The 12,811-nt window shown below is 72.0% G+C and carries 11 protein-coding genes and 3 tRNA genes; 6 read left to right on the top strand and 8 right to left on the bottom strand.

All coding sequences use genetic code 11. The features are described from left to right. Positions 1-131 precede the first annotated feature (131 nt). The 3 genes from OG332_RS20700 to OG332_RS20690 all read left to right on the top strand — a co-directional run bounded on the left by OG332_RS20700 (position 132) and on the right by OG332_RS20690 (position 4,713). Positions 132-1,958: a hypothetical protein gene (locus OG332_RS20700; protein WP_327414868.1), complete on the top strand. Its 1,827-nt coding sequence runs from the start codon at positions 132-134 to the stop codon at positions 1,956-1,958. 263 nt (positions 1,959-2,221) lie between these two features. Further along, positions 2,222-3,709 carry a N,N-dimethylformamidase beta subunit family domain-containing protein gene (locus OG332_RS20695; protein ID WP_327414867.1) on the top strand — a complete coding sequence of 496 codons (1,488 nt, stop codon included), beginning with the start codon at positions 2,222-2,224 and terminating at the stop codon, positions 3,707-3,709. Between the two features lie 98 nt (positions 3,710-3,807). Then, positions 3,808-4,713: a phosphoribosylaminoimidazolesuccinocarboxamide synthase gene (locus OG332_RS20690; protein ID WP_327414866.1), complete on the top strand. Its 906-nt coding sequence runs from the start codon at positions 3,808-3,810 to the stop codon at positions 4,711-4,713. Between the two features lie 48 nt (positions 4,714-4,761). Here the strand turns inward: OG332_RS20690 and OG332_RS20685 are convergent. The 8 genes from OG332_RS20685 to OG332_RS20650 all read right to left on the bottom strand — a co-directional run bounded on the left by OG332_RS20685 (position 4,762) and on the right by OG332_RS20650 (position 9,219). Further along, positions 4,762-4,834 (bottom strand) — tRNA-Gly (locus tag OG332_RS20685). A 24-nt stretch (positions 4,835-4,858) separates the two neighbouring features. Continuing rightward, complete coding sequence (locus OG332_RS20680; protein WP_327414865.1) at positions 4,859-5,470, bottom strand: response regulator transcription factor; 612 nt, start codon at positions 5,468-5,470, stop codon at positions 4,859-4,861. After that, positions 5,467-6,705, bottom strand: a complete 1,239-nt coding sequence (locus OG332_RS20675; RefSeq protein ID WP_327414864.1) for a sensor histidine kinase — start codon at positions 6,703-6,705, stop codon at positions 5,467-5,469. The genes OG332_RS20680 and OG332_RS20675 overlap by 4 nt, the downstream gene beginning before the upstream one ends. Before the next feature lie 20 nt (positions 6,706-6,725). Next, positions 6,726-7,490 (bottom strand): ABC transporter permease, encoded by a 765-nt coding sequence (locus OG332_RS20670; protein ID WP_327414863.1) that lies wholly within the window; start codon positions 7,488-7,490, stop codon positions 6,726-6,728. After that, on the bottom strand, positions 7,487-8,431 hold the full coding sequence (locus OG332_RS20665; protein WP_327414862.1) for an ABC transporter ATP-binding protein: 945 nt from the start codon (positions 8,429-8,431) through the stop codon (positions 7,487-7,489). Before OG332_RS20665 ends, OG332_RS20670 begins: the two co-directional genes overlap by 4 nt. A gap of 165 nt (positions 8,432-8,596) precedes the next feature. Further along, positions 8,597-8,669: transfer RNA gene (locus OG332_RS20660), tRNA-Gly, on the bottom strand. A gap of 72 nt (positions 8,670-8,741) precedes the next feature. After that, positions 8,742-8,813: transfer RNA gene (locus tag OG332_RS20655), tRNA-Gly, on the bottom strand. An 88-nt stretch (positions 8,814-8,901) separates the two neighbouring features. Beyond that, entirely contained in the window at positions 8,902-9,219 is a 318-nt protein-coding gene (locus OG332_RS20650; protein WP_327414861.1) for a histone-like nucleoid-structuring protein Lsr2, read from the bottom strand. A 351-nt stretch (positions 9,220-9,570) separates the two neighbouring features. Here OG332_RS20650 and purS point away from each other — a divergent pair, with 351 nt between their 5' ends. Genes purS through purL form a run of 3 tightly spaced genes read left to right on the top strand, consistent with a single transcriptional unit; the run spans position 9,571 to position 12,745 of the window. Further along, positions 9,571-9,816 (top strand): phosphoribosylformylglycinamidine synthase subunit PurS, encoded by a 246-nt coding sequence (gene purS, locus OG332_RS20645; protein ID WP_030009438.1) that lies wholly within the window; start codon positions 9,571-9,573, stop codon positions 9,814-9,816. A 2-nt stretch (positions 9,817-9,818) separates the two neighbouring features. Further along, positions 9,819-10,499 (top strand): phosphoribosylformylglycinamidine synthase subunit PurQ, encoded by a 681-nt coding sequence (purQ, locus tag OG332_RS20640; RefSeq protein ID WP_327414860.1) that lies wholly within the window; start codon positions 9,819-9,821, stop codon positions 10,497-10,499. After that, a complete protein-coding gene (gene purL, locus OG332_RS20635; RefSeq protein WP_327414859.1) occupies positions 10,496-12,745 on the top strand; it encodes a phosphoribosylformylglycinamidine synthase subunit PurL in 2,250 nt (749 codons plus the stop codon). The genes purQ and purL overlap by 4 nt, the downstream gene beginning before the upstream one ends. Positions 12,746-12,811: the final 66 nt, after the last annotated feature.

Here is a 12,811-nt window from a genome sequence, read left to right as displayed (position 1 = left end):
GATGCCAAGCATTCCGGCACTTGGCCCACCGGCATTGCGATGTCAGTGGCGGGTGTCACAGTGGGGGAGTGAGCAACGTCGCCGCAGGGCAGAGGGGGTGAGGTCCGGCCGTGTCCGGAACAGGTTCGACCATGGAAGCGGGCGTGCCGTCCGCACGTTCCCGCGCTCTCGCCGTGCTGCGCGTACGCAGCAGGGCCCTGGCCGTCGGGCTGCTGCCCGCCGCCCTCGCGGTGGTGCTGGTCGCCGCCCGGATGACGGGCCGGCTGGCCGGTGAGCCCTGGCCCTCGGTGACCCTCGTCGTGTGCCTGGTCGCGGCCGTGATGCTGCTCGTCGGCGGGATCTTCGCCGCCGTGGTGCTGCGGGCGAGCCCCGCCGTGACGCCGACGGTGCCGTTGTCGGAGGCCGCCGCCCCCGATCTCTACCGGCTGGTGCGGGACCTGGCCGACCGGATGGACGTGCCGCCGCCCTCCGCGATAGCCCTCACGCCGGACTGCGACAGCTGGCTGGAGGACCGCACCCACGCGGCCCACCGCCGGAGCGCCATATCCGCCGGTCCGGAGTCCGAGCAGGGCGCGGCCCCCGTGCTGGTGATCGGTTCGCCGTTCCTGTGGTGGATGCGGGTCGCGGAACTACGGGCGGTCCTCGCGCCGGTCGTCGCCGGTACGGGCCCTTCCGCGCACCCGGACATAGCCGACGCGCGCGGCTTCGTACGGGGCCTGGACGCTGCCGTGGACGTCGGCAACCGGCGCGGGCTCGGCTGGATCGCCGCCCCGGCCCGGCTGCTGCTGCGGCTGTGCCGCACGGACGCCACCGAGATGGAGCGCGGGGTGGCCGCGGCCGCCTCGGAGCGTGCACAGGGTGTGGACTACGGGCTGCGCATCGTCGCCCAGGAGCAGGTCGGCCTCGCCTACGCGGGCTGGGACCGGCTGCTGACCCGGGTCGCGCTGCCCGCCTGGCGGATGGGCCGCTGGCCGGCGCACCTCGACGCCGGAGTTGTCTCCGCGCTGACCGAGCTCTCCCGGCGGGACCGGCTGGCCGAGGGGTTCACCTCGCGGCTCGGCGAGCGCCCCGCCTGTGACCTGCTGGAGCAGCCCGGGGTGGTCGACGAGGCGACGTCGCTGCTGGCCGCGCGCCTCTTCCACGGCGGTCCGGCCGAGCCCGGGCCGGACTGGTCCCCGGTGGACTGGACGGCGTATCCGGAGGAGGTCGTGGACCGCAAGTGGCGTGCGGAGGCGGCCCGGCTGCACGCGGCGCTGGACGCCCTGGCCGTCCCGGTGGGACCGCCCGCCGGCCCCGCCGGACCGAACGCTGCCACCGGGCCTGCCGGGCCTGCCGGGCCTGCCGGGCCTGCCGGGCCTGCCGGGCCTGCCGGGCTCGCCGGACCCGGAGCCCTGCCCGGCTCGTCATCGGCCGCGGCCTCGTCGGGCTCGTCCGGGGCGACGGGACCGGCCGGTCCCGCCGCGGCGGGACCGGCCACGATCGAGGTCACCGGCTCCGCCCCGCCCACCGCGGACGGCCTCGCCGGGCCCACGCTGGAGCGGGTGCTGGGCTACCTCACGGACCCCGCCGGCGAGGGCGCGGCCGGTGAGGCCCTGGCCGGCCGCCTCAGCGGGGACCTGGCCCGCGAGGAGCGGGCCGCCGGTGCCGCGCAGCCCTCGGCTGGGAATGCGCGCGGCGCGGACGCCGTCCCGCTGTTCCCGCTCCAGCCGCCGCGCAGCGGCCGGGACCTGCTGGCCGACCACGTGACGGCGATGGTGTGCTGCGCGGCCGTGGACTCGGCCGGGGCCGCCCCGGGGCTGGACTGGCTCGACGGGCCGGTCCTGCTGGTCGGCGGCGACCGCCGCTCCGACCTGGCCCCACGCGTGCTGTGCCTGGTCGAGGACGGGAACCCGGAGCCCCTGCGGGACTGGCTCGTGGACCTCGGGGTCCGCCCGGAGAAGCCGGTCCGCCTGGTCTGAGCCGGGCCGGGACCCCGCCCCGACCGCGCCCGGCCCCCCGCCCCCGGAGGGCTACGGCTCGTACGCACAAGCGGATGTGAATGTTCCGATCCCGCCAATTCGCGACGAACGGTGACGTACTGAGTGCGTTATGTGATGTGCTGGGACCGGTCGCGGCTGGATGTCCTGAACCGGGGTGTCCGAGAACAGCCGTCTCAGCAGAGCGTCTGCCGCGCACCGACACGATGCACGCCCGTTCGGGGGAGCGAGGGAGGGGAGCCGTCATGGGTGCGGACCAGATCCGGCGTTGGGAGTCAGGTGCGCTCGCGCACGCGGTGACCGATCCCTTCGGACAGGGCCCCCTGCCCTGGTTCCGGGGGAGCGAGCTCTACTTCGACGACACCGGCCACGTCGTCCCCTGGTACGTGGACCCGGCCTCCGCGGCCGCCGGCACCGGCCAGATCCCCCGCGCCCGCGGCAACGGCGGTCCCCGCACCGCCGACGACGTGCACCGTCAGATCAAGGGCTTCGCCTCCACCGGCGCGGTCACTCCCGGCGAGGCCATCGACTTCCACATCACCGTCGACCCGCCCCAGCAGTTCTCCGTCGACGTCTACCGGATCGGCCACTACGGCGGCGACGGGGCCTCCAAGATCACCACCAGCCCCCGCCTCTCCGGCATCGTGCAGCCGGCCCCCCTGGCGGCCGACCGCACCGTCTCCTGCCACCACTGGTGGCAGTCCTGGCGCCTGCAGGTCCCGTCCTACTGGAGCGTCGGCGCCTACGTCGCCGTCCTCACCACCGCCGACGGATACCGCTCCCACATCCCCTTCACGGTCCGCGACGACCACCCCGCCGACCTCCTGCTCCTGCTCCCCGACATCACCTGGCAGGCCTACAACCTCTACCCGGAGGACGGCCGTACCGGCGCCAGCCTCTACCACGCCTGGGACGAGGACGGCCGGCTGCTCGGCGAGCAGGACGCGGCCCACACCGTCTCCTTCGACCGCCCCTACGCGGGCGCCGGCCTGCCCCTGCACGTCGGCCACGCCTACGACTTCATCCGCTGGGCCGAGCGCTACGGCTACGACATCGCCTACGCCGACACCCGCGACCTGCACGCCGGCCGCGTCGACCCCACCCGCTACCGCGGCCTGGTCTTCCCCGGCCACGACGAGTACTGGTCGGCCCCCATGCGCCGCACCGTCGAGCGCGCCCGCCTGCACGGCACCTCGCTCGTCTTCCTCTCCGCCAACACCATGTACTGGCAGGTCGAGCTCTCCCCCTCCCCCTCCGGGGTCGCGGACCGGCTCCTCACCTGCCGAAAACGGCGCGGTCCGGGCCGCCCCAGCCTGTGGCGCGAGGTCGACCGCCCGGAGCAGCAGCTGCTCGGCATCCAGTACGCCGGCCGGGTCCCCGAGCCCGCGCCGCTGATCGTGCGCAACGCCACGCACTGGCTCTGGGACTCCACCGGCGCCGGCGAGAACGACGAGTTGCCCGGCCTGGTCGCGGGCGAGGCCGACCGCTACTTCCCGCGCACCCAGCTCCCCGAGCACCACGACCGGATCCTGCTGGCGCACTCCCCGTACCTCGACAGCGAGGGCCACCGGCGCCACCAGGAGACCTCCCTCTACCGGGCGCCCAGCGGGGCGCTGGTCTTCGCCTCCGGCACCTTCGCGTGGTCCCCGGCCCTCGACCGGCCGGGCCATGTCGACGAGCGGGTGCAGCGGGCCACAGCCAACCTCCTCGACCGGATCTGCAAGCACGACTGACGCGCGGCCGACCCGCGACCGACCCACCCCTGTCCGCAGGAGTGGACGAAGGTGCGCGAGAATCGGGGTGCGCTCATACAGAACCACAGGGAGACCCCGTGTCCGGATTCGTCGAAAAGCCCGAGCCGGTTCAGGTTCCGGGCCTCGTCCACCTCCACACCGGCAAGGTGCGCGACCTCTACCGCGACGAGGACGACCGCCTCGTCATGGTCGCCAGCGACCGCATGTCCGCGTTCGACTGGGTCCTGCCCACCGAGATCCCGGACAAGGGCCGCGTCCTGACCCAGCTCTCCCTGTGGTGGTTCGACCAGCTCGCCGACCTCGTCCCGAACCACGTCATCTCCACCGACCTGCCCGCGGGCGCCCCCGCCGACTGGGCCGGCCGCACGCTGATCTGCCGCAACCTGGACATGGTCCCGGTCGAGTGCGTGGCCCGTGGCTACCTCACCGGCTCCGGCCTGGCCGAGTACAAGCAGACCCGTACGGTGTGCGGGCTCGGGCTCCCCGAGGGGCTCGTGGACGGCTCCGAGCTGCCCGGCCCGATCTTCACCCCGGCCGCCAAGGCCGAGGTCGGCGAGCACGACGAGAACGTCTCCTACGAGGAGGTCGCGCGCACCACCGGCGCCGAGACGGCGGCGCTGCTGCGCCAGACCACCCTGGCCGTGTACGGCCGTGCCCGGGACATCGCGCGCGAGCGCGGCATCATCCTCGCCGACACCAAGTTCGAGTTCGGTTTCGACCCGAAGGACGGCACCCTGGTCGCCGCCGACGAGGTGCTCACCCCGGACTCCTCCCGCTTCTGGCCGGCCGACCAGTGGGAGCCGGGCCGCACGCAGCCCTCCTTCGACAAGCAGTACGTCCGCGACTGGCTGGCCTCCCCGGCCTCCGGCTGGGACCCCAAGGGCGAGCTCCCGCCGCCGGCCCTCCCCACGCAGGTCGTCGCGCAGACCCGCGCCAAGTACATCGAGGCGTACGAGCGGCTCACCGGCCTGACCTGGTCCTGAGACACGAAGAAGCCCCCGGTCCGAGGACCGGGGGCTTCTTCACTGCAGAGCGGACAACGCGACTCGAACGCGCGACATCCACCTTGGCAAGGTGGTGCTCTACCAACTGAGCTATGTCCGCAGGTGCGCCGTAACGCGAGAACTACTATACCCAACCTCGCTCGCGTGCGAGACGCACTGCCGTGTGCCGGTTCTCGGCGCCCAGCTTCGTCGCCGCCGAGGACAGGTAGTTCCGTACGGTCCCCTGCGACAGTGCGGCCCGCTCGGCGATCTCCGCGACCGGCGCCCCGTCCGCCGCCAGTTCGAGCACCTCGGCCTCCCGCGCGGTCAGCGGCGAGTCCCCCGCGCTGATCGCGTCGGCCGCCAACTCCGGGTCCACGTAACGGCCTCCCGCGTGCACGGTCCGGATCAGTTCGGCCAGCCGCTGCGCCGAGACCGTCTTCGGCGCGAAGGCCCGCACCCCCGCGGCCAGCGCCCGCTTCAGGTGCCCCGGGCGGCCGTGACTGGTCACGATCATGGTCCTGCAGTCGGGGAGCTCGGCCCGCAGCGATGTGGCGACACTCACACCGTCGGCCCCCGGCATCTGCAGGTCCAGCACCGCCACGTCCGGCCGGTGCGCCCGCGCCATCGCCAGCGCCTCGGGGCCCGAGGCCGCCTCCGCGACGACGAGCAGGTCGTCCTCCAGGGCGAGCAGGGCCGCCAGTGCCCCGCGGATCAGGTGCTCGTCGTCGGCGAGCAGTACGCGTACGGGGCTCACGCCCGCACCTCCAGTCGTTGCGATTCCCGGTCCGGGATCTCCGCGAGCAGCCGGAACCGGCCGTCGCCCACCAGCCCTGCCTGCAGGGTCCCGTCCAATGCGGCGAGCCGCTCCCGCAGCCCGGCCAGCCCCGAGCCGGGCGGCCCGGCGGGGGCGTCGGGCGCCCCGTCGTTCTCGACCACCAGCGTCACGGAGCCGCTCGCCGGGGCGGTCAGCCGGATCAGGCAGCGGTGCGCGTCCCCGTGCCGCAGTATGTTCGTCGTCGCCTCGCGGACCACCCAGCCGAGGGCCGACTGGACCTCGGAGGGCAGCTCGCGCCCGGGCCGGAAGTCGACCCGGCAGTCCATTCCGGCCGAGCTCAGCACCCCGCGCGCGCCCTCCAGCTCCACCGCGAGATCCGCCTCCCGGTAGCCCCGCACCACGTCCCGCACCTCCCGCTGGGACTCCTGGGCTATCCGCTGCACCTCGATCATCTGCTCGACCGCCTCCGGCCGTTCGCGCCGCGCCAGCTGTACGGCCAGCTCGCTCTTGAGCGCGATCACGGCCAGATTGCGACCCATCACGTCGTGCAGATCGCGGCCGAACCGCAGCCGCTCCTCCGCCACCGCGAGGCGCGCCTGGACCTCCCGCGAGCGGTCCAGCTCGTAGACCGTGTTCAGCAGCCACGAGGAGAAACCGCTGGTGAAGCTGAAGAACAGGCTGCCCAGCAGGATCCCGACGAGATACCCCACGGCCTCGCCGGCGGGCAGCCCCAAGGCGAGTGCGGCCAGACTCGTCCCGGCCGCCGCGGCCGGGGGCACGTACCGCATCCTGCGCACCGACCGCAGGCACATCACCAGCGAGCCGGAGCCGAAGAAGGTCAGCCCCGACACCAGCGCCGGCGCCACCGAGGGGTCCCCGAGCCTTCCGGTGGCCTGCAGGGCGAGGACGGCCAAGGTGGCGGCGCCCGTCGCGACGGCCATGAACACCGCGAGCCGGACCGGGCGTTCGCGCCGCCCCACCACCCAGTCCAGCGCCCTGGAGTTGAGCACCCCGCACAGCACCGCGTGGGCGCACAGCATCACGGAGAGCGTCCCGGCCACCAGGACCGAGGACGTGCCGGCCGCGGCCATCACCGGAGCCAGTCCGAAGGAGACGATCTCGATGAGCACGAAGAGGTGGAACGACCACCGGGTGTAGATCTCCAGCTTCCCCGCACTGCTGCGGTTCTTCCACCACCCCGTCAGCTTCGACACGGTCCCGTCCCCCGGATCCTCTAGCGGCGCGGTTCCCAGCGGAACCACTTCTGCACAGCAAACACGGTGATCATGACCCAGGCCAGCGTGTTGAGTCCGGCCCCCAGCAGGTCATGGGCCTCGGCGCCGCCGGTCCAGCCGGCCCGCACCAGGGTCATCACCCCGCTCAGCGGCAGCAGTTCGCACAGGGAGGCCGCGAGGTCCGGCAGCGAGTCGGCCGGCATGAACAGCCCCGAGCCGAGCACGGTCATCAGGAACAGCGGCAGCGTGGTGAGGCCTGCGGTCTCCACGGTGCGGGTGAAGGAACTGGTCACCGCGGACATCCCGGCCAGCAGCACGACGCCGGCGAGGACGGCCGCCACGAGCAGCAGCGGGTTGCGGGGCATGCGCACGTCGAGCACGGCCGCGCCGGCCACCGCGAGCACCGTGATCTGGCCGAGCGCGAGGACGGCGGCGGGCAGCGCGGTCCCGGCGAGGATCTCCAGGTCGTTCGCCTCGCCGGTGCGCAGCCGCTTGAGGACGAGTTCCTCGCGCCGGGCGACGTAGGCGGAGACCAGGTTCATGTAGACGACGAGGACCAGCACCATGCCGATCCCGCCGGTCAGGGTGGCCTCGCCGACGGCCTCCGCGCCCTCGACCCCGCTGAGGGAGGAGCGCAGGACGAACACCATCAGCAGGGGCATCAGGACGGCCACGCCGAGCGCGGCCCGGTTGCGCACCAGCAGGGTGAGCTCGGAGCGGCCGAGCGCGGCGAGCCGGCCGGGGTTCAGGGCCAAGGTGTTCATCGGGTCCCCGCCATCGTGTCCTCGGTGCGGCCGCCGGCGCTGCGGCGGTTCTCCGCGATCTCCAGGAAGGCCTCCTCCAGGGAGGCGGACCGGGCGTCGAGCCCGTCCAGTTCCACGCCGTTCTCCCGGGCCCAGCCGAGCAGCTCGGTCAGGTCCGCCTGGAGCCGTTCGGTACGGATCTCCACGCGCCGCCCGTGGGCCGCCGCGTGCAGCGCCAGCGGGAGCCGGGCCGCGGGCATCCCGGCCGGCAGGGTGAAACGGATCCGGGCCGGCCGGGTGGCGGTCACCTCCGCCGGGGTGCCCGACAGGACGAGCTCCCCCTCGTGGAGGATCGCGAGGCGGTCCGCGAGCTCCTCGGCCTCCTCCAGGTAGTGCGTGGTCAGCAGCACCGTGGTCCCCTGCGCCCTCAGCTCCCGTACCAACGCCCAGGTGTCCCGTCGCCCTTCGGGATCCATTCCGGTGGTCGGCTCGTCCAGGAACAGCACCTCGGGGCGGCCGAGCAGGGCCAGCGCCAGGTCCAGGCGCCGCCGTTCACCGCCGGAGAGCTGTTTGACCCGTACGGAGGACCGGGCGCCCAGGCGGACCAGTTCCAGCACCTCCGCGGTCGGGCGGGCGCCGCTGGTGACTCCGGCCCACATCCGGACGGTCTCGGCGACGGACAGGTCGGAGGGGAAGCCGCCTTCCTGGAGCATGACCCCGGTGCGCGGGCGGACCTGGGCCCGGCGTGCGTACGGATCGAGCCCGAAGACGCGCACCCGGCCGTCGCTCGGCGCGGCCAGTCCCTCCAGCAGCTCGACGGTGGAGGTCTTGCCCGCGCCGTTGGTCCCGAGCAGGGCGAAGATCTCGCCCCGCGCCACGGAGAAGGAGACGCCCCGGACGGCTTCGAATCCGCCGGCGTAGCCGCGGCGCAGGCCCTGGGCTTCGATCACGGTGTCAGTCATGGCTCAAGCCTCGGGGCGGCCGGACCGGGTCGGCAGTGCGCGCTGTCATGACCCGCGATGACATTTGTCAGGGGCGTCCGCCGTCGCCCGTGGAGGACGGACGAGGGAAAGGGAGGGAATACGAAGAAGGCCCCGATCGCAATGATCGGGGCCTTCTGCATACAGAGCGGACGACGCGACTCGAACGCGCGACATCCACCTTGGCAAGGTGGTGCTCTACCAACTGAGCTACGTCCGCATGCAGTGCACCACCGGGGTGGTGCGTGCATCACTCTACCCGATCCACCGTGGTGGTCGGAAAGCGATGCAGAGCGGGTGACAGGAATCGCACACTGCGCCTTCCCTCTGGAAGAGGGATGTTCTGCTACTGAACTACACCCGCACGACCTCGGAGGCTCTGACCTGCGGCCTGGCCCCTTGGCGTGATCCACACACTAGCCGACGGATGGGGGTGGATGGCAAATCGGCCCTCAGTGAGCCGCGTTGTAGGCCTCGTAGATCTTCTTCGGGATGCGGCCGCGCGGGGGCACGTCGTACTGGTTGGACCGGGCCCAGGCCCGGACGACCGCCGGGTCGGGGGCGATGGAGGTGTGCTTGAAGGCCTTCCCCGAGCGCGACTGGCGGCGGCCGGCGGCCACGAAGGGGGCCAGGCCCGTCCGCAGTTTCTTTGCGTTGGCCACATTGAGGTCGATCTCGTACGACTTACCGTCCAGAGCGAACACGACCGTTTCCACCGCTTCTCCGCCATCGATGTCGTCGGAGAGCGTGACTACTACGCGCTGCGCCACGGATATCGGTCCCTTCGTGCGACGTCGCCACCTGCTGACGTGCGGTGATGTCGCCTGTGTGGATGTTTCGGGGCAATGCATCTTTCATCCCCCGTTGCGAAGCGAAAAATGACACTCGCTCGGAGTGATTCCTTTGTACCCCGATTCCCATTGCATTGCGAAGCCCAGTTAATTCTCTCCGCGTGTCCCGCCGCAATGCCGGGTACGTGGTTTTCCGGCGGATTTTGCGAAGCGTTGGTGAAGCCGAAACGGCCCGGTGATCACGCCCTCCGGATATCTACCCGCGTAGAAATTTTGGCCGGGTACGCTGATGGAACCGCCTTCGCACCAACCACCACACGGGAGTGCCCGATGGCACGCGTCGTAGTCGACGTCATGCTCAAGCCGGAGATCCTCGACCCCCAGGGCCAGGCGGTGCAGCGTGCACTGCCGCGCCTGGGCTTCGAGGGGATCGCCGACGTCCGCCAGGGGAAGCGCTTCGAACTGGAGGTGGAGGGACCGGTCGACCAGGCCGCCCTCGACCGCATCCACAAGATGGCCGAAACGTTCCTCGCCAACACCGTCATCGAAGACTTCACCGTGAAGGTCGAGGCCTGACGGTGACCACTCGCATCGGAGTCGTCACGTTCCCCGGAACGCTCGACGACCGTGACTCGCTGCGCGCCGTCCGCCTCGCGGGGGCCGAGCCGGTCTCGCTGTGGCACCGCGACAAGGACCTGCACCAGGTCGACGCGGTCGTCCTCGCGGGCGGCTTCTCCTACGGGGACTACCTGCGCGCCGGGGCCATCTCCCGCTTCTCGCCGGTGATGGAGACCATCATCGAGCAGGCCAAGGGCGGCATGCCCGTCCTGGGCATCTGCAACGGCTTCCAGGTCCTCACCGAGGCCCACCTGCTGCCGGGGGCGATGCTCCGGAACAACCACCTGCACTTCATCTGCCGCGACCAGAAGCTGCGGGTGGAGAACGCGGAGACCGCGTGGACCGGCGACTACACCGCCGGCCAGGAGATCTCCGTACCGCTGAAGAACATGGACGGCCGGTACGTCGCCGACGAGCGCGTGCTCGACGAAATGGAAGCCGAGGGCCGCGTGGCCTTCCGCTACCTCGACGTCAACCCGAACGGTTCGCTGCGCGACATCGCCGGCATCACCAACGCCGCGGGCAACGTCGTCGGCCTCATGCCGCACCCCGAGCACGCGGTCGAGCCGCTGATCGGGACCGGCCGCACCGACGGCCTCCCGTTCTTCACCTCGGTCCTGAAGAAGCTGGTCAGCGCATGAGCCTCGACACCGTCAAGAACGCCACCGAAACCCCGGACGCCTCCCAGCCGTGGAAGGAGCTCGGCCTCAAGGAGGACGAGTACGCCCGGATCCGGGAGATCCTCGACCGCCGCCCGACCGGCGCCGAGCTCGCCATGTACTCGGTCATGTGGTCCGAGCACTGCTCGTACAAGAGCAGCAAGGTCCACCTGGCCCAGTTCGGCAAGAAGGCCCCCAAGAACGACGCCATGCTCGTCGGCATCGGCGAGAACGCCGGCGTCGTCGACGTCGGCCAGGGGTACGCGGTCACCTTCAAGGTCGAGTCGCACAACCACCCCTCGTACATCGAGCCGTACCAGGGCGCGGCCACCGGCATCGGCGGCATCGTCCGCGACATCCTCGCCATGGGCGCCCGCCCGATCGCCGTCGTCGACCCGCTGCGCTTCGGCGCGGCCGACCACCCCGACACCAAGCGCGTCCTGCCGGGCGTGGTCGCGGGCATCGGCGGCTACGGCAACTGCCTCGGCCTGCCGAACATCGGCGGCGAGGTCGTCTTCGACGCCTGCTACCAGGGCAACCCGCTCGTCAACGCCGGCTGCATCGGCGTGATGAAGCACGAGGACATCCACCTGGCCAAGGCCTCCGGCCCCGGCAACAAGGTCATCCTCTACGGCGCCCGCACGGGCGGCGACGGCATCGGCGGCGTGTCCGTGCTGGCCTCGGAGACGTTCGACGACTCCAAGCCCACCAAGCGCCCCGCCGTCCAGGTCGGCGACCCCTTCCAGGAGAAGCTCCTCATCGAGTGCACCCTGGAGATCTTCAAGGAGAAGCTGGTCGCCGGCATCCAGGACCTCGGCGGCGCCGGGCTCTCCTGCGCGACCTCCGAGCTGGCCTCCGCCGGTACCGGCGGCATGCGCGTCGAGCTGGACACCGTCCCGCTGCGCGACGCGACGCTCTCGCCCGAGGAAATCCTCATGAGCGAGTCGCAGGAGCGCATGTGCGCGATCGTCGAGCCGCAGTACGTCGACCGCTTCATGGAGATCTGCGAGAAGTGGGACGTCATCGCCACCGTCATCGGTGAGGTGACCGACGGCGATCACCTGGAGATCTTCTGGCACGGCGAGCTCATCGTGGACGTGCCCCCGGGCACCGTCGCCCACGAGGGCCCGACCTACCACCGCCCGTACGCGCGCCCCTCCTGGCAGGACGCGCTCCAGGCGGACGACGCGGGCAAGCTGCCGCGGCCGCAGACCTCCGAGGAACTGCGCGCGCAGGTCCTCGCGCTGGTCTCGTCCCCGAACCAGGCCTCCAAGTCCTGGGTCACCGACCAGTACGACCGCTTCGTGCAGGGCAACACCGTCCTGTCGCAGCCCGAGGACGCGGGCATGGTCCGCATCGACGAGGAGTCGAACCTCGGCGTGGCCATGGCCACCGACGGCAACGGCCGCTTCGCCAAGCTCGACCCGTACACGGGCGCGCAGCTGGCGCTGGCCGAGTCGTACCGCAACGTGGCCGCGACCGGCGCCAAGCCGCTCGCGATCTCCGACTGCCTGAACTTCGGCTCCCCCGAGGACCCGGACGTCATGTGGCAGTTCGCCGAGGCCTGCCGCGGCCTGGCGGACGGCTGCCTGGAGCTGGGCACCCCGGTGACCGGCGGCAACGTCTCCCTCTACAACCAGACGGGCGACATCGCGATCCACCCGACCCCGGTCGTGGCGGTCCTCGGTGTGATCGACGACGTCAACCGCCGTACGCCGATGGCGTTCTCGGAGGCCGGCCAGCTGCTGTACCTGCTGGGCGACACCGCCGAGGAGTTCGGCGGCTCGGCCTGGTCCCAGGTCGTCCACGACCACCTCGGCGGCATGCCGCCCAAGGTGGACCTGGGCCGCGAGAAGCTGCTCGGCGAGATCCTGATCTCCGCCTCGCGCGACGGCATGATCGACGCCGCGCACGACCTGTCCGACGGCGGCGTGATCCAGGCGCTCACCGAGTCCTGCCTGCGCGGCGGCAACGGCGCGCGGATCGTGGTGCCCGAGGGCCTGGACGCCTTCACCTTCCTGTTCTCCGAGTCCGCGGGCCGCGCCATCGTGGCCGTCCCGCGCAGCGAGGAGCTCCGCTTCACCGACATGTGCGGTGCGCGGGGCCTGCCGGTCTCCCGCATCGGCGTGGTGGACGGCGAGGAGATCGAGGTCCAGGGCGAGTTCACCCTCCCGCTGGCCGAGCTCCGCGAGGCCCACGAGGCGACGATCCCGGCCCTGCTGGCCTGATCGAGCCGTAGCTCGTACGAGGCCCCGTCCACCCTGTGGGCGGGGCCTCGGCCGTGCTCGCGCCCG

It is taken from the genome of Streptomyces sp. NBC_01233 (genome assembly GCF_035989305.1).
GTDB lineage: Bacteria > Actinomycetota > Actinomycetes > Streptomycetales > Streptomycetaceae > Streptomyces.
This window is presented reverse-complemented; position numbering and strand designations above follow the sequence as displayed.